Genomic DNA, 24,450 nt, shown 5'->3' with positions numbered 1-24,450 from the left:
GGGCATTCGCCCCTCACTATACGTAAGAGACGGAGGACGAATGTATGAATAAGAAATCGATTCGCGACATCGATGTACAAGGAAAACGCGTATTTACACGCGTGGATTTCAACGTACCGTTGGAAGACGGTAAAATCACGGATGACACACGGATCCGTGCTGCACTCCCAACGATCAAACACTTGATCGACGGCGGAGCAAAAGTCATTCTCGCTAGCCACATGGGTCGTCCAAAAGGCGAAAAGAACCCTGAGTTCTCACTTGCACCAGTCGTAGCACGCCTCAGCGAATTGCTTGGTAAAGACATCAAGCTCGTTGAAGAAGCATACGGTCCAGTTGCAGAAGAAGCAGTCAGCAAACTCGAAAACGGCGATGTCGTCGTCTTAGAGAACGTCCGCTTCTACCCTGGTGAAACGAAAAACGACGAAGAGCTCGCTAAAGGATTCGCGAAACTCGCTGACGTCTTCGTCAACGACGCGTTCGGCGCAGCACACCGTGCACACGCATCGACAGAAGGTATCGCACACCATGTCGACACAGCAGTTGCCGGTCTTCTCATCGAAAAAGAACTTCAAGTTCTCGGTAAAGCTCTTTCTAACCCGGATCGCCCGTTCACGGCAATCATCGGTGGTTCGAAAGTAGCGGATAAAATCGGTGTCATCGATCACTTACTCGACATCGTCGATACGTTGATCATCGGTGGCGGCTTATCGTACACGTTCCTCACGGCTCGTGGTATCGAAGTCGGTACTTCACTTCTTGAGGTCGACAAAATCGACCAAGCGAAGGAATTCATGAAGAAAGCAGAAGAAAAAGGCGTTAAGTTCCTCATGCCAATCGACTGTGTCATCACGAAGGAATTCGGAGAAGAAACATATGTCGGACCACGTGACATCACAGAGATCCCAGCCGATCACATGTCACTTGATATCGGTCCAAAAACGGTTGAACTCTACTCAGAGGCAATCAAGAACTCGAAACTCGTCGTCTGGAACGGACCGATGGGCGTATTCGAACTCGATAAATACGCAAACGGTACAAAAGGTGTCGCGCAAGCTCTTGCGGACAGCGATGCGTACTCAATCATCGGTGGTGGCGACTCAGCTGCTGCGGCAGAGAAATTCGGTCTTGCTGACAAAATGAGCCACATCTCTACAGGTGGTGGAGCAAGTCTCGAATTCATGGAAGGGAAAGCTCTTCCTGGTGTCGAAGCGCTAAACGACAAGTAATCTAAGTTCACAAGGGAGTGTTTCTCAATGCGTAAACCAATTATCGCAGGTAACTGGAAGATGAATCTGACGCTCAAGGATGCAGTCGCATTCGTTGAGGAAGTCAAAGGAGCTGTACCTGCTTCGACGACAGTCGACGCAGCTGTGTGTGCGCCAGCCGTATTCTTGGCACACTTGACAGAAGCAGCAGCTGGTACGGATCTTAAGATCGGTGCTCAAAACATGTACGACAAAGAGAGCGGTGCGTTCACTGGTGAAATCAGCCCGCTCATGCTCAAAGAACTCGACGTGACGTACGTCATCCTCGGTCACTCTGAGCGTCGTGAGTACTTCGGCGAAACAGATGCGTTCATCAACAGCAAAGCGAAAAAAGCGTTCGAGCACGGTCTCGTTCCAATCGTTTGTGTAGGTGAAACACTGGAAGAGCGTGAAGGCGGCAAGTTCGAAGACGTCATCCGCGAACAGACAGCAAACAGCCTCAAAGGTCTTACTGTCGACCAAGTGAAACATCTCGTCGTCGCATACGAGCCTGTCTGGGCAATCGGAACAGGTAAATCAGCGACAGAACAAGATGCACAAGATTCTTGTAAATTCGTCCGTGACGTCGTTGCAGCTGAATTTGGTGCTGAAGCAGCAGAAGCTGTCCGCATCCAATACGGTGGTAGCGTCAAACCGGAAAACATCAAAGAATATATGGCTCAACCAGACATCGACGGCGCGCTCGTCGGCGGTGCAAGTCTTGAGACAGGATCGTTCCTCAAACTGTTGGAGGCGATTTAAATGAAAAAACGTCCAGTCGCACTGATCATCCTTGATGGTTTTGGTATGCGTGACGAGGAGTTCGGAAATGCCGTTACGGCGGCAAACAAACCGAACTTCGACCGTTACTGGGGTCAATACCCGCATACGTTGTTGAATGCGAAAGGCGAATACGTCGGTTTGCCTGAAGGTCAAATGGGGAACTCAGAAGTGGGTCACCTCAACATCGGTGCAGGTCGCGTCGTCTATCAATCGCTATCCCGAATCAACAACGCGATCAAGGATCGCTCGTTCTTCTCGCGTCAAGCGATGAACGATGCGGCAGGTCACGTGAAGAAATACGGTTCAGCGCTTCATATCTTCGGTTTGGTCTCTGACGGTGGAATCCACAGTCACATCAACCACTTATATGCGGTGCTCGAATTCGCGAAACTTCACGAAATCGAAAAAGTCTACCTCCATGCTTTCACGGACGGTCGTGACTGCGACCCACAATCGGGCGCTGGTTTCCTTCGTGACGCGCAAGCGAAGATGGATGAATTGAATGTTGGACAATTCGCGAGTATCTCTGGTCGCTACTATGCGATGGACCGCGATAACCGTTGGGAACGCGTCAAGAAAGTCTATGACGTCATCACGTTCGGTGAAGGCCCAACGACGAAGGATCCAATCGGCATGGTTGAAGATTCGTACAAACAAGACGTAACGGATGAGTTCATCGAACCAACTGTTGTCGTGCAGGAAGACGGTACGCCAGTCGCACCGATCCACGATAATGATGCGATCGTGTTCTTCAACTATCGTCCTGACCGTGCGATTCAGCTTTCAAAAGTCTACAAAGAGAAAAAAGGCTTCGACGGATTCGAACTTCCGGACAACGCACCGAAGAACCTGCTGCTCGTCTCGATGACGAAGTACTCGGATGCGCTTGATACGGACATCGTCTTCCCGCCTGAAGACATCAAGAACACGCTTGGTGAGACATTGTCAAAACAAGGTCTCAAACAGCTACGCATCGCGGAAACGGAAAAGTATCCGCACGTCACGTTCTTCTTCAACGGACAACGTGAAGAACCATACGAAGGGGAAGATCGGATCTTGATCCCTTCACCAAAAGTCGCGACATACGACTTGAAACCGGAGATGAGTATCTATGAAGTCACGGATGCCCTCGTCGATGCGATCAACTCGGACAAACACGACGCCATCATCCTCAACTTCGCAAACCCGGATATGGTCGGTCACTCGGGTATGCTCGAGCCGACGAAAAAGGCGATCGAAGCTGTCGATGAGTGTCTTGGGAAAGTCGTTGACTTGATTCTCAGCAAAGGCGGCGCGGCAGTCATCACGGCTGACCACGGGAACGCGGATAAAGTCCTCAATGCGGACGGCAGTAAGATGACGGCGCATACGACAGAACCCGTTCCATGTATCGTGACGGTCGAGGACGTTGAACTCCTTGAACCACTCACAGGTGCACTCGCTGACCTCGCACCAACGGTCCTTGATCTCCTCGGAGCGGACCAACCAGCAGAGATGACTGGTAAATCGATCGTATTGAAGAAATAATCCCGTCGATCGAAGAAGCTACACCACATATTTCTTACACACAAAAGGAGCGAATTTAAATGTCAATGATTACAGAGATTTATGCACGCGAGATTCTTGATTCACGCGGTAACCCAACAGTAGAAGTAGAAGTTTATACAGAAGATGGCGGTTTCGGTCGCGCACTCGTACCATCAGGTGCATCAACTGGTGAGCACGAAGCAGTCGAACTCCGTGATGGCGACAAAGCACGTTACCTCGGAAAAGGTGTTTTGAAAGCTGTTGACAACGTCAACGAAAAAATCGCACCAGAAATCATCGGTTACGATGTCTTCGACCAAGCTGGAATCGACAAAAAGATGATCGATCTCGACGGTACGAAAAACAAAGGTAACTTCGGCGCTAACGCAATCCTTGGTGTTTCTATGGCTGCTGCACGTGCTGCTGCTGATGAGCTTGGTCTTCCACTTTACACATACCTCGGTGGATTCAACGCGAAAACATTACCAACACCAATGATGAACATCATCAACGGTGGATCACACGCAGACAACAACGTGGACTTCCAAGAGTTCATGATCATGCCTGTCGGTGCTCCAACATTCAAAGAAGCACTTCGTATGGGTGCTGAAATCTTCCACGCGTTGAAATCAGTTCTTAGCGGAATGGGTCTTAACACAGCAGTTGGTGACGAGGGTGGATTCGCTCCAAACTTGAAATCAAACGAAGAAGCAATCACAGTTATCCTTGAAGCAATCGAAAAAGCTGGCTACAAAGCAGGCGAAGATGTCTACCTTGCAATGGACGTCGCTTCTTCTGAGTTCTACGATAAAGCAGCTGGTAAATACAACCTCGCTGGCGAAGGCAAAGTCCTTTCAACAGAAGAGCTTGTTGAATTCTACGCACAACTCGTTGACAAATACCCAATCATCTCAATCGAAGATGGCTGTGACGAAAACGACTGGGATGGTCACAAACTTCTTACAGATCGTATCGGACACAAAGTCCAACTCGTTGGGGATGACTTGTTCGTAACGAACACTGAGAAACTTGCTGAAGGTATCGAAAAAGGCATCGCGAACTCGATCCTCATTAAAGTTAACCAAATCGGTACGTTGACTGAAACATTCGACGCAATCGAAATGGCGAAAAAAGCTGGTTACACAGCTGTCGTTTCTCACCGTTCTGGTGAAACTGAAGATTCAACGATCGCTGACATCGCTGTTGCGACAAACGCTGGTCAAATCAAAACGGGTTCACTTTCACGTACAGACCGTATCGCGAAATACAACCAACTTCTCCGCATCGAAGACATGCTTTCAGACGTTGCTGTTTACGACGGAATCAAATCATTCTACAACCTCAAGAAGTAATTTCAGGTTGATCGTTTGAACAAGCTATCAGGAAAACCTCCTATTCGTGTGATACGTACACGCGGATAGGAGGTTTTTTGGTATATCAAGCGATGTCAAACATGAAAAGCACTTTTGTCATTAAAACTATACTGAACTGTCAAAAAATTGATTCATCCTAGTAGATGACTAAAATGTTATACTCATAAATAAGTGCAAATCAAATAGTTATAGGGATTAATTACACCTTAAACGCTGAAGGTGAATAATACGTCTAAAGGAGATACGATCATGCTAAATTCAGATTTAGATATCCGTTTAGAACCACGCATTCAAGAGTTATATCGACTACACAAGGAGCGTTCAGCCAACATCGACTGGAGCTACCACGAATTCATTCCGTGGGATAAGGCGATGTCGTTTAAACGTGTTCCTTGGGATGAAAGCCAAGTCACGCTTCCAGAAGGCGTCATCGTCGCAATCGAGACGGCATTACTGACAGAGGTCAACTTACCGTGGTATACGTCGCACTTAGACTATACGTTCAAGAACTCGATGGAAGTCATCAATGACTTCGTCCGGACATGGACAGCAGAAGAAGATCAGCACTCGAACTTACTCGAGACGTATTTACTCGTCACGCGAAACGTTAATCCAACGCGACTTCATCAATTAAGAAAACGCGTCGTTGAAAACGGCTGGTTCCCGGACTTCACGAACCCGTTAGCGACGATGGCATACACGTCACTGCAAGAGTTAGCGACACTCGTCTTCTATAACAACGTTGCGAAAATCGCTGGCGCGCATGACAAGGACTTGGCCACGTTACTCCGTCGTCTAGCGAAGGACGAAGCACTCCATTATGCGTTCTACCGTGACACGGTCAAAGCACACCTAGAGCTTGACCCGAACTTCATCGTCTTCTTCGAAGACGTCATCATCAACTTCTCGATGCCAGGTGCTGTCATGCCTGACTTCACGGAACGGATGAAGACGATTGCTGTTGATACGAACTATGGACCACTCCAATACTTCGACCAAGTATTAGACGTCGTCGTCAAATATTGGGGCATCGCTGATTTGGAACCGACAAGCGAAGAAGCGAAACAATCTCAAGCGAACATCATGAAGTATCATGGACGTTTGAAGCGTATCAAGGAACGTCAAGAGCGCCAACTCGAAAAAGCGAAGATTGACGCGTAAGGGGGAATGAAGATGAAGTGTGAAATCTGTGGAACTGAAACGAATAACCAAGTCAGTTACTTGGAACTCGATACGTGGGAATTCAATTCTCTGAATAAAGAAGTAAAAGACTTCTATCCGATCTGTTTTGATTGCTTCGACAAGCATACGAACCAGTTCATCGATCAGGAAATGGATCTCGAATTACGTAAAAAACGTTCGCAAATGGTCAACAAAGAAGTAGAAGCTGAAATCGAAGCGATTCTTGAGGTTGAGAATTAAGTCGACTTTACCATACGTGAAGAGAAGTAAAACCGGTAGTGCTTTGGCGCTATCGGTTTTTTATTATCCCTAAAAAAAGCAGTTATCTCTTGCTTCACATGTTTTGTGAAAGAAGAAATAGCTGCTTTTAACATGAAGTCAGTCTTCGATGAACGTAACGAGATAATGATGGGCAGAATGAAGCGGTGCACGGGTCACGAAAAAGTCCGGGAGATCGACATCGATTCCCAATTCGCGTAGTGTATCGGGATCCAAACATTCCTGAATCAAACGTTTGATGTCTTGTAACAGTTCATCGTGCAAGTTCGCTTCCTTCGGAAAGGCACGTTTCGCGTCATCGCGCAACAATAGCACGATCGGTGGCAGACCTCGTAAGAGATCGACCTGAAGGGGCTGCTGATGACGTTCGAAATAATCATTCAGACAACTGACGACCTTCATCGAGTGTTCTTCCTTCATACCATCCCAACTCTCTGTATGTGACTGTCACTCTCTAGCTATTCCCTAATTGAAGCGAGGATATGCAGGGAAACTGGAAATGAAGCATTACGAGGACGCTGTTCGGGGTAGAACTAGAGGGAAGGGGGAATCGACATGCTATTTCGGTTTTTGTTTTTAGGGCTTGATACGTCGATTGGTGACATCCCGTTGCGCCTCATCTATTTTACGGAACTCATACTATTCATCGGTTTGTATCAAATCACGAGCCGGTTTTCGCGTCAGAGTCTGATTTTTGGAACGGCACTCGGAATTGGCGGACTGATTGCCATCTTACCCGGTGCGCTCTATATCATCCGTTATAATCCGGAGGATGCCGTCATTGATGTCACGTTCCTATTGATTTATTTGTTTGAGCCGCTGGCAATCGTTGCGTTCGTTGTTGCTTTGATTCGACGCTTGTTCGTGGAGCGAAAAAGAGGCGAGAAAGCGAAAAGATGAAAGACTTGTCAGCTAGACTCCGATTGTTCATTGATTTCCGTCCAAGACGTCGCTTTCCGCGGGCGGAAGGCAAGCCTCCTCGTCGCGTGTGCTCCTGCGGGGTCTTACCTATTCCGCTATTTCCGCAGGAGTCTCCGTCTTTTCCGGAAAACAACAATCTGACGTACTACTGAGCGGACCGTAAGATGGCGTAACGCTGTCTTGCGGTTTTTTGGCGTATACATCCAAATGCTTTCTTTCGATAATGTAAGGAAGGATTTCTGGAAGAATATTCTATAATGGAGAACGAACAAAATTAGATCTTCATTGATTTCATATGATCTTAATAATTATAGGAGTGGCTTATGTGCAGAAAATCTTGTTTGGTTTGTCCGTCTTAAACAGTACCTACATTACGAATAATTTATTTACGAATTCCGATAGTTTTCTAAACGCTCCTCTCGGCGTAACAACTATTATTGCCGTGACACTGATGTTCCTTAACGATAGCGTCAAAAAAGATAAGCCATCGTTATATACGAAAGCGACGGACTGGTTGGGATTCATTAATATTTTAATGGGGCTCTCACTGATCGTCTTTATTTAAGGCATGATCCAGAGTTTTTAAGTGGACGTTCATACGGTATGATCTTAAGTCTGACGCCGTATCAGGCTTCTTTTTTATGGTTCAATCCAAGAACTCGAAAAAAATAAAATATATTTTAAAGAAAAAAGATTGATGTGTAACCGGTTACACAATATGATGATTCTTGTAAGCGTTATCAAAAGAAAGAGGTGGCGAAACATGTCGACCATCCGGGAAGTAGCGAAAGTAGCACATGTCTCCGTCGCGACGGTCTCACGCGTCATGAACGAAAAGGGTTATGTCAGTGAGAAATCGCGTAAGGCGGTGCTTCAGGCAATCAAACAATTGGATTATCGACCGAACCGAGTCGCGCGATCGTTGTTCCAAAAACGGTCCGGACTGATCGGTTTGATCGTTCCAGACATCACGAACCCGTTCTTCCCACAACTCGCACGGGCTGTGGAAGATATGGCACATCAACATGGTTTTCAGGTCATTTTGTGTAACACAGACGAACAGTTTCAGAAAGAACGCGAATATATCAAGTCACTCGAGGCGATGCATGTCGACGGATTGATCATCACGACGAACTACTCGAACAATCCGAACTATGAAGAACTCGAAGTGCCGGTCGTTGCGTTAGACCGCGTGTTACAAGGTGCGATTCCGACAGTGACCTCAAACGGATACGAAGGCGGGAAGAAGGCGGCCTCGTTCTTACTTGCTTCTGGTGCGACGGAACTTGCTGTCATCAGCGGTCCATCGAAGCTCCCGACAATTAAGAAACGACGGGACGGTTTCGAGGAAATCGCCGGAACCCATCTCGTTGCAAGTATCGAGTCACCGTTCCATTTTCAAGGAGCGCTCGACGCGGCGAACTATCTCTTTGATCACTATCATTGCAACGGCATTTTTGCCGCGAGTGATGTCATTGCCGCAGCAACGGTGCAGGTCGCTGCGGAACGCGGGATCACGATTCCGGACGAGCTACAAGTGATCGGCTATGACGGGATCGAACTCGGTCAAATGATTTCACCACCGTTGACGACGATTGCGCAGCCCATCTATCAAATGGGAGAACTGGCCGCGAAACTCCTGATTCAACGGATTGAAGGCACACCGATTGCCGCCGTTCATCATGAGTTGACGGTTGAGATCATCGAACGGGAAACGACGAAACGGAAGGATGAGGAAGCATGAAACAAATCAGTGTCATCGGCAGTATCTCGATGGATCTCGTCGTCGAAAGTAAACGCCGTCCAGGCGCAGGTGAAACGGTCATCGGGGATGCCTTTCATACCGTACCGGGCGGAAAGGGTGCGAACCAAGCGGTAGCGGTCGCGCGTCTCGGCAGTACTGTTGAAATGATCGGTTGCGTCGGCAGTGACGCGAACGGTGAAGCAATCCGCGAAAACTTTAAAATGCAAGGAGTGCAGACGACACACTTGCAAACGATTGAAGGCGAACGGACGGGTACGGCACATATCACGCTCGCTGAAGGCGATAACTCGATCGTCGTCGTCCAGTCTGCCAATCAACATGTCCAATTTGCGGATGATGCACTCGCACCGATTCTCGCAGACAGTGAAATCATCTTACTCCAGCTTGAGATTCCAATCGAAACGGTCGAGACCGTTGCTCAGGAAGCGCACGCAGCCGGCATTCCGGTCGTCTTAAATCCGGCACCCGCAATGTCACTCTCTGCTGAGTTGATTGAACACGTGATGTACTTAACACCAAACGAACATGAATGTGGTTTGATCTTCGGACAAGACCAACCAATCGAACATTGGTTGATGGAATACCCGAATAAATTGATCGTGACCGAAGGCAGTCGCGGGGCACGCTTCTATGACGGTGAGTCGATCGTGACGATTCCAGCGCTCGAGACGACGGTCGTTGATACGACAGGAGCAGGGGATACGTTCAACGGTGCCTTAGCCGTCGCGTTAACGGAAGGACAACCGCTCGTCGAGGCCATTCGTTTCGCGAACCGGGCAGCCGGCTTATCGATCCGCGCGCTTGGCGCTCAAGGCGGCATGCCGACACGGGAACAGATGGAGGGAGACGCATGAAGAAACACGGTATCTTAAACAGTCATATCAGCAAGGTCCTGACCGATCTCGGTCATACCGATACGATCGTCATCGCCGATTGCGGCTTACCGATTCCAGACGGGGTCGCCCGAATCGATTTAGCACTGGAACTTGGCACACCGTCATTTCTCGACGTCGTCCGTGTCGTCGCCGGTGACATGGCAATTGAACAGCTGACACTGGCAACAGAGATCAAGGAAGCGAATCCGAATGTCCTCGAGCAACTCGAAGCTATGCAGATTGAAACGACGTTCGTCACGCATGAAGAGTTCAAAAAACAGACACAGCAGGCGAAGGTCATCATCCGGACCGGGGAAGCGACACCGTACGCAAATGTCATCTTCCATTCCGGCGTAATCTTTTAAGGGGGTCATGCGATGCGTATCGAGATGACAGGTATCAAAAAAGCATTCGGTCCCGTCCCTGTCCTGAAAGGGGTCGACTTCGAACTCGCTGCGGGTGAGATCCATGCCTTGATGGGAGAGAACGGTGCCGGAAAATCGACGCTGATGAAGATTTTGACCGGTGTTCATAAGGCGGACGCAGGTACGATCCGCGTCGATGGACAGGACGTCGAGTATAAGAATCCGAAGCTTGCCGAAGAAGCGGGAATCGCCTTCATCCATCAGGAACTGAACATCCTCCCGGATTTAACGGTGACGGAGAACTTGTTCCTCGGACGGGAGTTAAAGTCACGCTTCGGGATTCTCAAGCAAGGGGAGATGAAGCGCCAGGCAGAACGCGAACTCGCCGAATTGAACGTCTTCATGGACGTCGATCAACTTGCTCGGACGTTATCAGTCGGTCAACAACAGATGATCGAGATCGCAAAAGCCTTGATGACGGACGCGAAGGTCATCATCATGGATGAACCGACAGCCGCACTGACGGAGCGGGAAATTCGTGCCTTGTTCAGCGTCGCGACGGCACTGCGCAACCAAGGTGTCTCGATCGTCTATATCTCACACCGGATGGAGGAAATCTTCGAGCTTTGTGACCGAATCACGGTCTTACGGGACGGGATCTCTGTCTCGACGCACGCGATTCCTGAAACCTCGTTCGAACAGATCGTCCGAGAGATGGTTGGTCGTGAGATGGGTGAACGGTATCCGGATCGTGATGTGTCGATCGGTGCGACCGTCCTTGAGGTCAAACAGGCGAGCGGGAAACGGTTCGACGATGTTTCGTTCTCCGTCAAAGCAGGCGAAATCATCGGCTTCTCTGGTTTGATGGGTGCCGGGCGGACAGAAGTCATGCGCGGATTGTTCGGTGTCGATCGCCTGAAAGACGGGACGATCGAACTGAACGGACAGTCGCTGAAAATCAAGACACCGTACGACGCGATCCGCCAAGGCATCGGCTTTTTGACCGAAGATCGTAAAGGCGAAGGCTTGTTCCTCGACTTTTCACTGCGCGAGAACATCTCACTGCCGACGATTCGTTCGTTATCAAGGTCCGGTGTCATCAAGGATCAGGCAGAACGCGATTTCGCAGAAGGATACTTGAAGTCACTCTCGGTCCGGCACAGCTCGATGGACCAGCCGGCGAAGTCACTGTCCGGTGGGAACCAACAGAAGGTCGTCCTCGCGAAATGGCTCGGGACACAACCGAAAGTCTTGATCCTCGACGAACCGACACGTGGTGTCGACGTCGGGGCGAAAAAAGAGATTTACCTCATCATGAACGAACTCGCTGCGGCGGGTGTCGCGATCATCATGGTCAGCTCGGACCTCCCGGAGATTCTCGGGATGAGCGACCGGGTCTACGTCATGCGCGAAGGCAAGATGAGCGGCATGTTGACACGACAGGAAGCGACGCAAGAAAGCATCATGACACTTGCGACAGGAGGACAATGATATGGAATTGATGCAAGGCAAGGTAACGGAAGCAAAACCGAGACGTCTTGGGATCGGACAAAAGCTTGGACCACTCGCAGGATTGTTCGCGATCGTCCTCGTCGTCTCGATCATGGAACCGGACTTTTTAACATTGAATAATCTATTTAACATCTTACGGCAAGTCTCGATCAATGCCTTGATTGCCTTCGGAATGACGTTCGTCATTCTGACGGGTGGGATTGATCTATCGGTCGGCTCGATTCTCGCCCTCTCGTCCGCCTTCGTCGCCGGTCTGATGACGGATGGAACGTCAGCGTTGATCGCTGTTCTCGCCGGAATGATCGTCGGCGCTGTCATGGGTGCCTTAAACGGGATGGTCATCTCGCTCGGGAAAGTCGCACCGTTCATCGCGACACTTGCGACGATGACAATCTTCCGCGGCTTGACGCTCGTCTATACGGACGGTAAACCGATCACTGGTCTGAGTCAAGGTGGCTGGTTCGAATTGTTCGGACGCGGTTACTTCTGGATTTTCCCGGTACCGGTTCTAACGATGTTGATCGCCTTCGCGGTTCTCTACTTCATCTTGAAGAAGACGACGTTCGGTCGCTATACGTATGCGATCGGTGGCAACGAAGAAGCAGCGAAGTTGATGGGGATTCAAGTCAATAAAGTCAAAATCATGATCTACTCACTCTCAGGCTTGATGGCAGCACTTGCCGGTATCATCCTGACGTCCCGCCTGAACTCGGCACAGCCGACGGCGGGGACATCGTACGAACTCGATGCCATCGCAGCGGTCGTCCTCGGTGGGACGAGCTTGTCAGGTGGTCGTGGCTGGATTGTCGGTACCTTGATTGGTGCCTTGATCATCGGAACACTGAATAATGGACTCAACTTGCTTGGTGTCTCCTCGTTCTTCCAACTCGTCGTCAAAGGTTTAGTCATTTTGTTCGCGGTACTCGCGGACCGGAAACAAGCAGCATAACCCACATTCCAAAAGGAGGATCTACAGATGAAAAAACTACTTGCAGTCGTCATGATGGCATTAATGGTCTTCGCAGCCGCCTGTTCGACGGAACAGCCGGGCAGCAGCAACGAGGAAACAAAGAAAAAGACGAAGGACTTTAAGATTGGTCTTTCGATTTCAACCCTCAACAACCCATTCTTCGTCTCGTTAAAAGAAGGGGCAGAACAAGAAGCAAAAGCACAAGGCGCAACACTTCAAGTCGCGGATGCACAAGATGACGCGGCAAAACAAGCAAGCGATATCGAAGACATGGTCCAAAAGAAAGTCGATCTCATCTTGATCAACCCAACGGATTCAGCAGCAGTTGGCGCAGCCGTCCAAACAGCAAACGATGCGAACATCCCCGTCATCACGGTTGACCGGAACGCAGAAGCAGGCGATGTCGTCGCACACATCGCGTCAGATAACGTCGCGGGTGGGAAACAAGCAGGTGAGTTCATGATCGAACTCGTCGGCGATAAAGCAAAAGTCGTGGAGCTCGAAGGGATTCCAGGAGCATCCGCAACACGCGACCGTGGAAAAGGGTTCCATGAAGCAGTCGACGGGAAACTCGACGTCGTCGCCAAACAAGCAGCAAACTTCGACCGGGCAAAAGGGTTGTCGGTCATGGAGAACATCCTCCAAAACAACAAAGACATCAAAGCCGTCTTCGCACACAATGATGAGATGGCACTCGGTGCGGTCGAAGCATTAAAAGCAGCGGGTCTGAATGATGTGAAAGTCATCGGCTTCGATGCGACGGATGATGCCGTCAAAGCCGTCAAAGACGGAAAAATGGCAGGAACGATCGCTCAAAAACCGACTGAGATCGGCAAGATGGGTGTCGAGACAGCCATCAAGCACTTAAAAGGTGAAAAAGTCGAGAAGAACATCCCAGTCGATCTCGAATTGATCAAACAATAAGGAGACAGGACACCTGAGTCATTGATTCAGGTGTCTCTTTTCGTCAGGCAGGAAAAAGTTCCTAAATCTATTCCTTGTTCCCGTACTTGTTTTTCTCTATAATGAAAGAAGCGTATATTACTGAAGGAGGATCATCGATGATCATTCATAACGTGGCTCTTGTCGGCCTCATCGTCGTTTCCGTTCTTCTCATCATCGTCGTTCTGTTGATGTCGGGTCGTACGGCCGGTCTCGGAGCATTGACGGGTGGAGCAGAACAATTATTTGGTCGCCAAAAAGCTCGTGGCTTGGATGCGGTCCTAAATCGTGTGGCGTCTATCTTAGGAGCATTATTCTTCATTTTGGCGTTACTCGTCGCTTTTTATAAGTGAGCATTGAAACGACAGCCGTATGATCGCGCTGTCGTTTTTTGTATTTCTCGATATTCATTTTTTCCGGATATGGGGTATAGAGTTAGAGGGGGAATCATTTTATGAAAATCACTTTACCGAAACCATTCTTTTTCGAAGCCGGCCCACGTGCCGTTTTACTATTACACGGATTCACGGGATCGAGCGCGGATGTCCGCATCCTCGGTCGCTATTTACAGAAGCAGGGCTATACGTCCCTCGCACCACAATATAAAGGGCACGCTGCCCCACCCGAAGAGCTGACGAAGACCGGGCCAGCCGACTGGTGGCAGGATGTCCTTGCCGGATATCAGGAACTCGTCGACAAAGGTTATGACGAAATCGCCGTTTGCGGATTGTCGCTCGGTGGCGTCATGTCACTGAAGTTATCGATGAACCGTCCGGTAAAAGCGGTCATCCCGATGTGTGCACCCGCCTACATCAAAAGTGAAGAAGTCATGTATGCAGGAGTCACCGAGTACGCACGAGAATTCAAGAAGCGAGAAGGCAAATCGCAAGAAGAGATCGACCACGAGATGGCGTCCTTCGAACCGATGCCGACCTTGAAGGACTTACAAGAACTGCTGCGCGAGACACGCGATTCGCTTGAGGACGTCTACGCACCGACGCTCGTCGTCCAAGCGCGCAATGATCACATGATCAACACCGACTCCGCGAACATCATCCATGATGGAGTCAGTGCCTTCCAAAAAGAGCTGATCTGGTATGAGAACTCAGGTCACGTCATTACGCTCGACAAAGAAAAAGACCAGCTCCACTCTGACATCTTGGACTTCCTGGAGTCATTGAACTGGAGCAAGTAACTGGAGGTGTCACGTTGGAATTACGTGAACGAATACTAACGGTCATCACGACGGAAGAACGTCCGTTGTCGATTGATCAATTAACGAAAAAACTAGAACTAGCGGATACGGAAGCATTCAAGGAATTGATCCGGTCGCTGAACGCGATGGAAGACGAAGCGTTGATCGCCCGGACACGCTCGAACAAGTACGGAACGCTCGCGCAAATCGGTCAAGTCGCAGGGAAGATTTCCGTCCACCAACGCGGGTTCGGTTTCGTCTCACCGGAAGACGGCTCAGAAGGTGATATCTTCTTACCGGCACCGGAACTGAAGAACGTCTATAACGGCGACCGTGTCCTCGTCAAAGTGTTTGCCGAGTCAAACGGCGGCGACCGTCGTGAAGGGAAACTGCTCAAGATTCTCTCACGCGGACCAGCCGATTTCGTCGGAACGTTCGTCAGTCCAAAAGGGCGGATCGAATCGATCGCCTATATCGAACCGGATGATACGAAGCTGACGTTCTTACCGGTCGTCGCAAACGATGATACACTTGGTGCCGTCGATGGCCATAAAGTCCTCGCCCGGATCACGAAGTATCCCGATGGTCGCTACGCTGGAACGGCGAAAGTCTTAAAAATCATCGGTCACAAAAATGATCCAGGCGTCGACATCTTGTCGATCGTCCATAAACACGGGATCAACGTCGACTTCTCACCGGAAGCGATTGCTGAGGCTAATGCTGTACCGGATCAAATCGATGAGAAAGACTTAATCGGACGCGTCGATCTACGAAACGAATTGACGGTGACGATTGACGGGGCAGACGCAAAAGACCTCGATGATGCGGTTCACGTCAAAAAGCTAGCGAACGGTAACTTCGAGCTTGGTGTCCACATCGCCGACGTCTCGCATTACGTCAAAGAAGATTCAGCACTCGACGAAGAAGCGCGTGAGCGCGGAACGAGTGTTTATCTCGTCGACCGCGTCATTCCGATGATTCCGCACCGTCTATCGAACGGAATCTGCTCGCTCAATCCGCACGTTGATCGTTTGACGCTCAGCTGTATCATGGAAATCGATGCGAACGGTGCTGTCGTCAACCACGAGATCTTCCAGAGTGTCATCAAGACGACAGAACGGATGACGTACACGGACGTCCGGAAAATCATTGAACGTGAAGATGAAGAAGTGATCGCAAAGTATCAAGATCTCGTCGAGTACTTCGACAAAATGGCGGAACTCGCAGCAATCCTCCGCGAACGCCGCTCACGTCGTGGGGCGATCAACTTCGACTTCCCTGAAGCGAAGGTCCTTGTCAACGAAGAAGGCAAGACGAGCGAGATCATCCTCCGCGAACGATCGGTTGCTGAGAAGCTGATCGAAGAGTTCATGCTCGCAGCGAACGAAACAGTCGCCGAGCACATCCAGCGTCAAAAACTGCCGTTCATGTACCGGATCCACGATGAGCCAAAAGCTGAACGTCTCGATACGTTCTTCAAGTTCATCGGTAACTTCGGGATCAACGTCGAACGCAAAGGTGAGTCAGTCGCACCGAAGACGTTGCAATCGATCCTCAACGCCGTCGAAGGCGAGCCGGAAGAAGCCGTCGTCAGTACGGTCATGCTCCGTTCGCTCCAACAAGCGAAATACGACATCGAACCGATCGGTCACTTCGGTCTGTCGACGGACTACTACACGCACTTCACGTCACCGATTCGTCGTTACCCGGATTTAATGGTTCACCGTCTGTTGCGTGAATATGTCATCTACAACGACAAATCACAAAAGACGCAAGACCGTTACTCAGAAATCTTACCTGAGATCGCCGATCACTCGTCGAAACGCGAGCGTCGCGCCGTTGATGCGGAGCGGGAAACGAACGCGTTGAAGAAAGCCGAGTATATGGAGCAACACATCGGCGAGACGTTTGAAGGCGTCGTCAGTGGTGTCACGAACTTCGGAATGTTCGTCGAATTGCCGAACACGATCGAAGGACTCGTCCACATTCAAGCGATGACGGATGACTTCTACCGTTACGATGAAGCGAACTATCAGCTGATCGGCGAGCGAACGAAGCAACAGTTCCGGATTGGCGATGTCGTCGAGATCAAGGTCACGAACGTCAACATCGATGAACGGACGATCGACTTCAGCGTCGTCGGGATGCCAGAACGGCAGCCGAAGAAACGGTTCGAGTCGAAAACGATTCGCTCAAGCGGTGGACGTCCGGGACAAAAACGTGACGACAAGAAGAAAGACGATCGTCGCGGCAAGAAACGGTCGGGTAAGAGCGACCAAAGCAAGGGAAAAGGATTCTCGTTAAAGAATAAGAAAGATAAACCGCCATTCCATAAGGCGGTCTCGAATAAGAAACGGAAGCGCAAATAAGCGCTTCCGCATCAGAAATGTGGTGAACGAACATGCCAAAGGGAACAGATTCGAAAGTCTTAGCGAACAACAAACGGGCCTCGTTCGATTATGCGATCGAGGATACGATTGAAGCCGGTCTCGTCTTGACGGGAACGGAAATCAAATCGGTTCGTAAAGGAAAAATCAGCATCGGGGACGCGTTCGTCCGGTTCGACGGGGGAGAAGCGATTCTCTGGAACTCGAACATCGCTCACTTCGAACAGGGGAACCGGTACAACCATGAACAGCTCCGCCCGCGGAAACTGTTGCTGCACAAGAAACAGATTGCGAACTTGATCGGAGCGGTCTCACGCGACGGCTATACGATCGTACCACTGAAGGTCTACATCAAGAACGGATACGCGAAATGCTTGATTGGACTCGGACGCGGGAAGAAGAAATTTGATAAACGCGACGACCTGAAGAAGAAGGATGCGAAGCGTGATATCGAGCGAGCACTACGCGATAAGCAAAAGTATTGAACCCGTAACACTTTTCTGCTAGAATATTAGTATTCGGAAAGCCCCAATTTTATATCTTGGGGACGTTACGGATTCGACGGGGGTAGTTCGGTCTTCTGTGGCGTGTCGAGGGGTCGGCCTCGTTAAAACGCACCAGCCATAACTGGCAAAACTAACACACAACTCGCAGCAGCTTAATTGCCGCTACGGATCCTAGCAGCTGTCGCCTGGTCGGCTGATTTCTAGGGTCTCACTTTAAACAGGCTACGCTTGGACCCTTCCGTCTGGAGGGAAAGAGAAGAGATGGAATCAGACTGGTCGGACGGACGCCTGTCAATTGGCAGCCTGACGACGAGATCTCAATAAATTGACTACACACGTAGAAGCTTAAGTATACGATGCCTTCGGACGTGGGTTCGACTCCCACCGTCTCCATACCCTGAAATCGTAAGGATTTCAAAAGTGTCATAAACGTTGATTTATCAACAGTTGTGGCACTTTTTTTATGTCTTTGAATTTTCCTGAATTGGACTGAAATCTTATTAACCTTTGTTAATCATTTGGGGATTTGCTCATGAAGTTCGTAAACTTATTGATTGCTTCAGACTTCGCTTTTTTGTAACATGTGCATAAACACCTAGTGTTGTTTTCACATCACGGTGATCTAGTCGAAATCGAACTTCTTTAATCGATGCAGCACCCTCAAATAAAAGCGAACAATGAGTATGACATAATCCATGTGATGTAATATACAAAATATTTTAATTTTTTAGAAAATTAGCTATTTATTATACAGTTTTACAAGGAATTCAAATCATGTTTTCATATTCAGGAAAAATTTTGCTTGTTTTTCTTTCTATGTTTCTAGAAAATGAAGTGTTTTTTCATAATTGTAATTTTACAATGATCTCCGTTTTTAGTAGTTCCTAAATAAAAACTATCATTGCCTCGCTTAATCACTTTTATTAATACGAATTTCGCTATCTTTAAAAATAATATCTGTCCATTGAAGAGCAAATACTTCTACTTTTCGCATTCCTAAAAATAACAATAAATAGAATGGAGTAATTCGTTTTAAATCTCCATCTCGTTCTAAAAAATCCAAAAAATCGATAAGCTGCTCGCGCGTATAAAAGGTTTTTAATTCAACGTGTCGTCATCGTATAAATTATTTTTTTTCTTAATGACAGTCATTTCAACAATTTCAAAAGGGTTTTCATAAACTATTTTATATTTCATAGCGCATTTCATTACGAACGAAGCTTATTTTTACCATTCGAAAGTGTGTAAGTTTTTTTGACAACTTATTCAAGTATTTTTGGAAAATAGTTGTATCGATATTAGTGATACGTTAATCAACGAGAACAGGTGGAATATGATTTTTGAAAATGATATTCGAACCCTTTTGAATAAAAAATGAAATTTATTGAAAAATAAATTCAAAGCTTAAATATTATAAGGATACTAATATCTTGTAAAGCATTATAGTAAGAAATTTTATGTTTTAACCCTCATCAGAAAAAAGTTAGTAAAAAAATTTTAGAAAGTATAAATTACGTTATACATTATTTCTACAATGCTTGAAGAGGAAATTTATACCTATTACCCTAAAACTACATTTGTCATTGAGAAACCAATATTTTTAGAAGATGACATTAATACCCTAATGGGCCTAGAAAATGAATTAGGAAGGTTAGAGTAAAGTGGACCTTGATTAAATTCTGGTTCAAATTAGCTATATAATGAACTAGGGGACTAGAGGTGAAATTTACATACAGTCAAAAAGTTAACGGCAATTAGACTATTAATAATTTAATTTTACTATTAATTCCTCATTAACTTTTAAATCGTTATAATAATAGAAAGAATAACACTGGAGGTCGTCATAGGATGCAATATTCTTCAGGATTAGGAAGTGAACGTTGGTATCAACAAGATATCGAATTCGTTTTAAATCTTTTAGAAAAAGGATTAACACGAAATGAAATTAGGGAAATTGTATTAAACGAAAATCCATTTTTAGTGAAAACGGAGTCAGCTTTACAGAAACGATTTCAATTAGTTTACAGGCGAGCAAATAGCCTATCAACAACTTTAAGAACTCTATATTTAAATGGTACAAAATATGATCAAAATGCATTGATTTTATATACATTTTTAAAGACATATCGATATGCGTATGAGAATTTTTATGAATTATTAGTATATCGATATCAGCAAAATAATAAGCAATTAGGTACAGGGCATCTTCAAGCATTTATGGAGGAAAAAGAGCAACAGTCCGAAATCGTTTCGAAATGGAGCCAAATGTCAAAGAATAGAGTGAATAACACACTTCTATTATTTTACAATTTAAGTAATCTAATGGAGCTAAATGAGGGTGTTTATTTAATTACACCATTACATGTAAGTTCACAATTGAAAGATTATGCGATTGAACATGATAGTTTATTACATACAATTATAACGTTGCAGGTAGGTGTTTATAATGACGATTTATAAAAGACTTGAACAGTTAGAAACACGTATTCATCAAGAGGGATTCACAAATCCAATAGGAATCGGGAGTGAAATTCCACATTTTGTAATAGATTATTCAGCAGAGGATGAATTAATTGTCCGTACATATATAGAAGGATTATTAAAAAGATCACCGTTAAATATAAAAGAAGTAAACCTGTTTCAGTTTCTACTTACGTTATTTGAAGATGACCTAGAGGAACTTATCGAATTGGCCGAAGAAGAGGGATACGAAGAATTATCGCAAGCAATTCAAACTGTACTTGAGGATCGTACTTTATTAATAAGTAGCTTTATTGAACAATCAAAAAATGCCGAATTAATTTTCGTTACTGGTGTTGGCACGGTTCATCCATTTATCCGATCAAGCCATTTACTCAAGAAGTTATCAAACCATGCATTTAGAACCCCATTAGTACTTTTCTATCCGGGGCATTTTACAGGGCTTGATTTACGGTTATATAACCACTTTCGTCATGAGGACGAATATCAAATTACACGAATTTCCTAGGAGGTACTCTAAATGATTATTCAAGATATTTTTAAAGAAGACATTAATCGTCCCATTAACGGAGTCGTACAAGCCGGACAAATTGATGAAGAAACAATACATACGGAGTTAAAGGAATATGTTGTGACGGATGAGATTTTAGCTAGTTTAAAGGAGTTCTACAAAAACTATGAAGCTGTTTATAGAGTGCCTACAAAAGACATAGGTGTATGGATTTCAGGATTCTTTGGATCCGGTAAATCACATTTTTTAAAAATCCTGTCTTATTTACTAGATAACAAAGAAATTAAAAATCGTGCGCCATTTGAATATTTCGAAGACAAAACTAAAGATGAAGCACTAATAGCTGCAATGCGTCGAATCGGAGCAAAGGAATCAGATGCACTATTATTCAATGTTGGGTCTGAAGCGAGTACAAATGCGACACGTGGTAGCAAAGAAAGTATCATTGAAATTATTTTACGCATTTTCAATGAGCATGTAGGCTATTCAACAACACTTTGGGTGGCGGATTTTGAACGTCAATTACAGCGCGAAGGCAAGTATGTTGCTTTTAAGAATAAAATTGAAGAATTATACGGTGAAACGTGGAAAGAATATCGTTTAAAATTCCGTATGCGTTTCGGGAAAATGATTATAGCATTAACCGAGATTGGCTATGACGAAGCATCTGCTGACTTTATGGTACGTAATGCGCAAAAGGAATTTAGTATTTCAGCAAAAGAGCTTGGAAAATTAATCGCTGAATACTGTGAGTCAAAAGGTTCAAATTACCGTTTAATATTCCTAATTGATGAAGTAGGACAATATATCGGTATGGACAATAACCTAATGCTTGATTTACAAAATGCGGTAGAAGAAATCGGGGCAGCAACAAATGGGCAAGCTTGGATTGCCATTACGTCCCAAGAAAGCATTAAATCTGTCGCTAACGTTGTGGATACAACAAGCTTCTCAAAAATTCAAGGGCGATTTAAAACACGTATTAATTTATCAAGCTCAAATACAGATGAAGTATTGAAGCGTCGCTTACTAAAAAAGAATGAGACAGCTGTCAAAACATTAGAAGTCATTTATGAGCCAAATGAACAGTTAATTCGCAACCGTTTATCGTTTGATAAAGAAAAAACACAATATCGTTCATCTTATCGTTCAACAGAAGAGTTTGTAGCGATTTATCCGTTCGTACCATATCAAGTAGAATTACTACAAGCTGTACTTGAGAAAATTGGCGTTCACGGTGAGGGTAGCTCTTATGCATCGCGTGGGGAGCGATCATTGCTAAAATCTTTCCAAGAAGCAGCAATTAAGCATAATGAAGATGAGTTAGGTAGTTTAGTAACGATGGCGGAGTTTTATCCAACAATTCGCCAACACTTAGAGTCAACGATTGTACAAACAATTTCGAAAGCTGAAAGTCGTGCTTCCAATAATGAAGGATTGTTTGAATCGGATGTTGATATTTTAAAGGTACTTTACTTAATTAAAGGTATTGATCATATTCAAGCAACACCAAGTAATATCGCTGCACTATTGTTAACACGTATTAATGCCGAGCAAAATGAAACGGCCATTAAAGAGTCTTTAAATCGCTTAGAGCAGACGATGTTTATTGAAAAGCATGCGGACGGAACATATTCCTTTTTATCAGATGAAGAACAAGAAATTAATAGTGAAATTCGAAACGTTGAAGTGAATATGACAGCTATTAAGGAAAACTTAGCTGATACGTTCTTTACAAAAATGTACAATAAAGCAAAGTTTATAAATAATAAAGGCTTTATTTTTGACTATAATAAGCGATTTGATAACTATTCAAAATCGAATATGAAACACCCTTTAACATTGCAAGTTATTACAGGCTCTGTCTCACCAGTAGAAGCAGCACTACAGTCAGTTGAAGGGCAAATGGTTGTTTATTTAAACGAAGAGATAATTGCAGAAGCGGAAGAGGCAATCCGATTATCAGAACAAATTCGTCGCTACGTATCAGTAAAACGTAATGCGAGTACAACACAGGCACAGTACCGAATTTATGAGGCGAAATTAGCAGGTATTGATGATTATGATATAAAAGCAAAAGAGTTATTAGAAAAAGCATGCGAATCAGCTGTTTTCTATATCCAAATGCAAGAACGTACTTTCCGTGGGAACTTTGAAAAACAAGTTAATGATGCCTTTGAAATGCTCGTTCAAAATACGTATAAGTATTTAGAATATGTCGATGAACCAATTCCGATGAAGAATGTAACATCGGAATGGAAACGTATATACAAACAAGGGATTAAACAAGATTTATTAAATACGACTGGTAATATTCGTGCCTACAATGAATTACTTCGTTATTTAGAAGAGCTCATTCGATTACATCAGAAGCCGTCCTTAAAAGACGTGTTAGATAAATATAGTTTAGTACCATATGGTTGGACAGAAATTGATACAATCGGTATTTTATTAGCCTTAATGCAAGCCAATAAATTGAAGTTCACGATTACAGATGAGTTATTTAGCCCTTTAAATGCAACAGATTTCTATGCAAAATTAAATCGTGCGACAGACCGTGATAAAATTCGTGTCGTACCTGAAGTTGAAGTGGATCCGAAAGTACGAAGAGAATTTATGTCGCTTTATAAAGAGTTATTTGGTCGTTTAGACGGTGGAGAATCTTATCAAGAATTTGCGGATGCTTTAAAGGGTGCGATAGAAAAAGATTTTCTTGAGTCACTTCAAAAAATTACAGATTATTATCAGCAAAAAAACTCGATGCACTATCCATATCCGGAATATGCAAAAGTAATCGCCATTTCAAATGATATAAAGCGCTTAATGCAAATTCGTGATCCAGAGCAACTTGTGAAAGCATTCATTGATGCTGAAGAGGAATTAATAGATACACAAGAGCAACTAGAAGATTTAACAGGTTTTTACTTAGCTGCACCAATTAAGCGATTCGATGAAGCTGTACACTATTTAAGTTCGATTCAAAGTGACTTAACACATACAGAATCCGATGAAGTGAAATTATTAAAGAAACAGTTAACTGATATTTTAGTAAAGGCACAGCCATATAGTGATATTCCATTAATTCCGTCATTGATTGAAAAACTGCAACAAGCTATAAATAATGAGGTTACCGAATATAAAAAAGCGATTAGTACACAGATTAGCCAGTTAAAGCAAAAATTACAGGATCTCCAAGAGTACTATTCGAATAACAAATCTGTACACAGTGTACTATCTGAAAGAATGTCTCAATTCACGCAAGTTCAGCAGCAACTTATAGCAGCAGAAAGCCTCATGATGATTAAAATCAAATTAAATGAGCTTCGCGATGTAACTGCTCAAATTCAGCAAGCAGCAAAAGAAAAAGAGGATGAATTACTTCGCATAGTGCAGAAATCTGTTGATAATACACCGCTGAAACCAGGTGTTACACTGTCGCCAGTTGTAAGAGAAAAAGGTACGAAGGTTATTTCATCTCAAACACTGCGTAGTATGTTAGTGAAAACAGAAATTCAAACACAGTCAGAATTAGATGATTTATTAGCAGAATTAAAACAGCAACTACTAAAAGAATTAAAAGATAATACGTTAAAATTTGAACTATAAAAGGGAGGGGAGTTCCCCTTCCT

The 24,450-nt window shown here is 45.5% G+C and carries 22 protein-coding genes and 1 other RNA gene; 21 read left to right on the top strand and 2 right to left on the bottom strand.

The genetic code is table 11. From position 1 onward, the window contains the following. Nucleotides 1–44: 44 nt before the first annotated feature. From ACRPK8_RS01850 to ACRPK8_RS01825, 6 genes are all read left to right on the top strand, one after another. Entirely contained in the window at nucleotides 45–1,229 is a 1,185-nt protein-coding gene (locus tag ACRPK8_RS01850; protein ID WP_223040747.1) for a phosphoglycerate kinase, read from the top strand. Nucleotides 1,230–1,256: 27 nt separating this feature from the next. Then, a complete protein-coding gene (tpiA, locus tag ACRPK8_RS01845; RefSeq protein WP_432236649.1) occupies nucleotides 1,257–2,009 on the top strand; it encodes a triose-phosphate isomerase in 753 nt (250 codons plus the stop codon). Next, nucleotides 2,010–3,557 carry a 2,3-bisphosphoglycerate-independent phosphoglycerate mutase gene (gene gpmI / locus ACRPK8_RS01840; RefSeq protein WP_432236648.1) on the top strand — a complete coding sequence of 516 codons (1,548 nt, stop codon included), beginning with the start codon at nucleotides 2,010–2,012 and terminating at the stop codon, nucleotides 3,555–3,557. Nucleotides 3,558–3,616: 59 nt separating this feature from the next. Continuing rightward, nucleotides 3,617–4,909 carry a phosphopyruvate hydratase gene (eno, locus tag ACRPK8_RS01835; protein ID WP_087681330.1) on the top strand — a complete coding sequence of 431 codons (1,293 nt, stop codon included), beginning with the start codon at nucleotides 3,617–3,619 and terminating at the stop codon, nucleotides 4,907–4,909. A 270-nt stretch (nucleotides 4,910–5,179) separates the two neighbouring features. Next, nucleotides 5,180–6,091, top strand: a complete 912-nt coding sequence (locus ACRPK8_RS01830; protein WP_432236647.1) for an acyl-ACP desaturase — start codon at nucleotides 5,180–5,182, stop codon at nucleotides 6,089–6,091. A 12-nt stretch (nucleotides 6,092–6,103) separates the two neighbouring features. Further along, nucleotides 6,104–6,352 (top strand): hypothetical protein, encoded by a 249-nt coding sequence (locus ACRPK8_RS01825; protein ID WP_294743788.1) that lies wholly within the window; start codon nucleotides 6,104–6,106, stop codon nucleotides 6,350–6,352. Between the two features lie 138 nt (nucleotides 6,353–6,490). Here the strand turns inward: ACRPK8_RS01825 and ACRPK8_RS01820 are convergent, their stop codons facing one another. Beyond that, nucleotides 6,491–6,811 (bottom strand): hypothetical protein, encoded by a 321-nt coding sequence (locus ACRPK8_RS01820; protein ID WP_035409954.1) that lies wholly within the window; start codon nucleotides 6,809–6,811, stop codon nucleotides 6,491–6,493. A gap of 135 nt (nucleotides 6,812–6,946) precedes the next feature. On the opposite strand from ACRPK8_RS01820, the gene ACRPK8_RS01815 reads away from it, so the two are divergent. The 12 genes from ACRPK8_RS01815 (at nucleotide 6,947) to ssrA (ending at nucleotide 18,225) form a co-directional block, all read left to right on the top strand. Then, entirely contained in the window at nucleotides 6,947–7,291 is a 345-nt protein-coding gene (locus ACRPK8_RS01815) for a hypothetical protein (RefSeq protein WP_432236646.1), read from the top strand. Between the two features lie 784 nt (nucleotides 7,292–8,075). Then, nucleotides 8,076–9,056: a LacI family DNA-binding transcriptional regulator gene (locus tag ACRPK8_RS01810; protein ID WP_432236645.1), complete on the top strand. Its 981-nt coding sequence runs from the start codon at nucleotides 8,076–8,078 to the stop codon at nucleotides 9,054–9,056. Then, nucleotides 9,053–9,931 (top strand): ribokinase, encoded by an 879-nt coding sequence (rbsK, locus tag ACRPK8_RS01805; RefSeq protein WP_432236644.1) that lies wholly within the window; start codon nucleotides 9,053–9,055, stop codon nucleotides 9,929–9,931. The genes ACRPK8_RS01810 and rbsK overlap by 4 nt, the downstream gene beginning before the upstream one ends. Continuing rightward, complete coding sequence (gene rbsD, locus ACRPK8_RS01800) at nucleotides 9,928–10,317, top strand: D-ribose pyranase (RefSeq protein ID WP_432236643.1); 390 nt, start codon at nucleotides 9,928–9,930, stop codon at nucleotides 10,315–10,317. The genes rbsK and rbsD overlap by 4 nt, the downstream gene beginning before the upstream one ends. 12 nt (nucleotides 10,318–10,329) lie before the next feature. Further along, nucleotides 10,330–11,808 (top strand): sugar ABC transporter ATP-binding protein, encoded by a 1,479-nt coding sequence (locus tag ACRPK8_RS01795; protein ID WP_029342468.1) that lies wholly within the window; start codon nucleotides 10,330–10,332, stop codon nucleotides 11,806–11,808. Nucleotide 11,809: 1 nt separating this feature from the next. After that, on the top strand, nucleotides 11,810–12,778 hold the full coding sequence (rbsC, locus tag ACRPK8_RS01790) for a ribose ABC transporter permease (protein ID WP_432236642.1): 969 nt from the start codon (nucleotides 11,810–11,812) through the stop codon (nucleotides 12,776–12,778). Between the two features lie 27 nt (nucleotides 12,779–12,805). Then, nucleotides 12,806–13,723 carry a ribose ABC transporter substrate-binding protein RbsB gene (gene rbsB / locus ACRPK8_RS01785; RefSeq protein WP_432236641.1) on the top strand — a complete coding sequence of 306 codons (918 nt, stop codon included), beginning with the start codon at nucleotides 12,806–12,808 and terminating at the stop codon, nucleotides 13,721–13,723. Between the two features lie 137 nt (nucleotides 13,724–13,860). After that, nucleotides 13,861–14,094, top strand: coding sequence for a preprotein translocase subunit SecG (gene secG, locus ACRPK8_RS01780; protein ID WP_012371248.1), 234 nt, complete (start codon nucleotides 13,861–13,863; stop codon nucleotides 14,092–14,094). Nucleotides 14,095–14,195: 101 nt separating this feature from the next. Then, nucleotides 14,196–14,936 carry an alpha/beta hydrolase gene (locus tag ACRPK8_RS01775; protein ID WP_023469200.1) on the top strand — a complete coding sequence of 247 codons (741 nt, stop codon included), beginning with the start codon at nucleotides 14,196–14,198 and terminating at the stop codon, nucleotides 14,934–14,936. 14 nt (nucleotides 14,937–14,950) lie between these two features. After that, nucleotides 14,951–17,305: a ribonuclease R gene (gene rnr / locus ACRPK8_RS01770; protein ID WP_432236640.1), complete on the top strand. Its 2,355-nt coding sequence runs from the start codon at nucleotides 14,951–14,953 to the stop codon at nucleotides 17,303–17,305. A 32-nt stretch (nucleotides 17,306–17,337) separates the two neighbouring features. After that, the gene (gene smpB / locus ACRPK8_RS01765; protein ID WP_023469198.1) at nucleotides 17,338–17,808 is read left to right on the top strand and encodes an SsrA-binding protein SmpB; all 471 of its coding nucleotides are present in this window, start codon (nucleotides 17,338–17,340) and stop codon (nucleotides 17,806–17,808) included. Between the two features lie 58 nt (nucleotides 17,809–17,866). After that, nucleotides 17,867–18,225: a transfer-messenger RNA gene (ssrA, locus tag ACRPK8_RS01760) on the top strand. 134 nt (nucleotides 18,226–18,359) lie between these two features. Here ssrA and ACRPK8_RS01755 read toward each other — a convergent pair. After that, nucleotides 18,360–18,542 (bottom strand): tyrosine-type recombinase/integrase, encoded by a 183-nt coding sequence (locus ACRPK8_RS01755; protein ID WP_432236639.1) that lies wholly within the window; start codon nucleotides 18,540–18,542, stop codon nucleotides 18,360–18,362. Between the two features lie 1,135 nt (nucleotides 18,543–19,677). On the opposite strand from ACRPK8_RS01755, the gene ACRPK8_RS01750 reads away from it, so the two are divergent. From ACRPK8_RS01750 to brxC, 3 genes are read left to right on the top strand one after another with little or no spacing between them, the layout of a single operon-like run. Further along, nucleotides 19,678–20,289, top strand: coding sequence for a BrxA family protein (locus ACRPK8_RS01750; RefSeq protein WP_432236638.1), 612 nt, complete (start codon nucleotides 19,678–19,680; stop codon nucleotides 20,287–20,289). Next, nucleotides 20,276–20,818 carry a BREX protein BrxB domain-containing protein gene (locus ACRPK8_RS01745; protein WP_432236637.1) on the top strand — a complete coding sequence of 181 codons (543 nt, stop codon included), beginning with the start codon at nucleotides 20,276–20,278 and terminating at the stop codon, nucleotides 20,816–20,818. Before ACRPK8_RS01750 ends, ACRPK8_RS01745 begins: the two co-directional genes overlap by 14 nt. Nucleotides 20,819–20,830: 12 nt before the next feature. After that, nucleotides 20,831–24,427: a BREX system P-loop protein BrxC gene (brxC, locus tag ACRPK8_RS01740; protein ID WP_432236636.1), complete on the top strand. Its 3,597-nt coding sequence runs from the start codon at nucleotides 20,831–20,833 to the stop codon at nucleotides 24,425–24,427. The last annotated feature ends 23 nt before the right edge of the window (nucleotides 24,428–24,450 follow it).

It is taken from the genome of Exiguobacterium sp. TDN 0502, assembly GCF_050846835.1.
In the GTDB taxonomy this organism is placed as follows: Bacteria; Bacillota; Bacilli; order Exiguobacteriales; family Exiguobacteriaceae; genus Exiguobacterium_A.
The sequence above is the reverse complement of the archived record's forward strand: the minus strand, read 5'-3'. Positions and strand labels throughout refer to the sequence as shown.

Excerpts from the sequence above, each read along its gene's own strand:
- ACRPK8_RS01850 (WP_223040747.1), top strand. The coding sequence starts at position 45 with ATGAATAAGAAATCGATTCGCGACATCGATGTACAAGGAAAACGCGTA.
- tpiA (WP_432236649.1), top strand. The coding sequence starts at position 1,257 with ATGCGTAAACCAATTATCGCAGGTAACTGGAAGATGAATCTGACGCTC.
- gpmI (WP_432236648.1), top strand. The coding sequence starts at position 2,010 with ATGAAAAAACGTCCAGTCGCACTGATCATCCTTGATGGTTTTGGTATG.
- eno (WP_087681330.1), top strand. The coding sequence starts at position 3,617 with ATGTCAATGATTACAGAGATTTATGCACGCGAGATTCTTGATTCACGC.
- ACRPK8_RS01830 (WP_432236647.1), top strand. The coding sequence starts at position 5,180 with ATGCTAAATTCAGATTTAGATATCCGTTTAGAACCACGCATTCAAGAG.
- ACRPK8_RS01825 (WP_294743788.1), top strand. The coding sequence starts at position 6,104 with ATGAAGTGTGAAATCTGTGGAACTGAAACGAATAACCAAGTCAGTTAC.
- ACRPK8_RS01820 (WP_035409954.1), bottom strand. The coding sequence starts at position 6,811 with ATGAAGGAAGAACACTCGATGAAGGTCGTCAGTTGTCTGAATGATTAT.
- ACRPK8_RS01815 (WP_432236646.1), top strand. The coding sequence starts at position 6,947 with ATGCTATTTCGGTTTTTGTTTTTAGGGCTTGATACGTCGATTGGTGAC.
- ACRPK8_RS01810 (WP_432236645.1), top strand. The coding sequence starts at position 8,076 with ATGTCGACCATCCGGGAAGTAGCGAAAGTAGCACATGTCTCCGTCGCG.
- rbsK (WP_432236644.1), top strand. The coding sequence starts at position 9,053 with ATGAAACAAATCAGTGTCATCGGCAGTATCTCGATGGATCTCGTCGTC.
- rbsD (WP_432236643.1), top strand. The coding sequence starts at position 9,928 with ATGAAGAAACACGGTATCTTAAACAGTCATATCAGCAAGGTCCTGACC.
- ACRPK8_RS01795 (WP_029342468.1), top strand. The coding sequence starts at position 10,330 with ATGCGTATCGAGATGACAGGTATCAAAAAAGCATTCGGTCCCGTCCCT.
- rbsC (WP_432236642.1), top strand. The coding sequence starts at position 11,810 with ATGGAATTGATGCAAGGCAAGGTAACGGAAGCAAAACCGAGACGTCTT.
- rbsB (WP_432236641.1), top strand. The coding sequence starts at position 12,806 with ATGAAAAAACTACTTGCAGTCGTCATGATGGCATTAATGGTCTTCGCA.
- secG (WP_012371248.1), top strand. The coding sequence starts at position 13,861 with ATGATCATTCATAACGTGGCTCTTGTCGGCCTCATCGTCGTTTCCGTT.
- ACRPK8_RS01775 (WP_023469200.1), top strand. The coding sequence starts at position 14,196 with ATGAAAATCACTTTACCGAAACCATTCTTTTTCGAAGCCGGCCCACGT.
- smpB (WP_023469198.1), top strand. The coding sequence starts at position 17,338 with ATGCCAAAGGGAACAGATTCGAAAGTCTTAGCGAACAACAAACGGGCC.
- ACRPK8_RS01750 (WP_432236638.1), top strand. The coding sequence starts at position 19,678 with ATGCAATATTCTTCAGGATTAGGAAGTGAACGTTGGTATCAACAAGAT.
- ACRPK8_RS01745 (WP_432236637.1), top strand. The coding sequence starts at position 20,276 with ATGACGATTTATAAAAGACTTGAACAGTTAGAAACACGTATTCATCAA.
- brxC (WP_432236636.1), top strand. The coding sequence starts at position 20,831 with ATGATTATTCAAGATATTTTTAAAGAAGACATTAATCGTCCCATTAAC.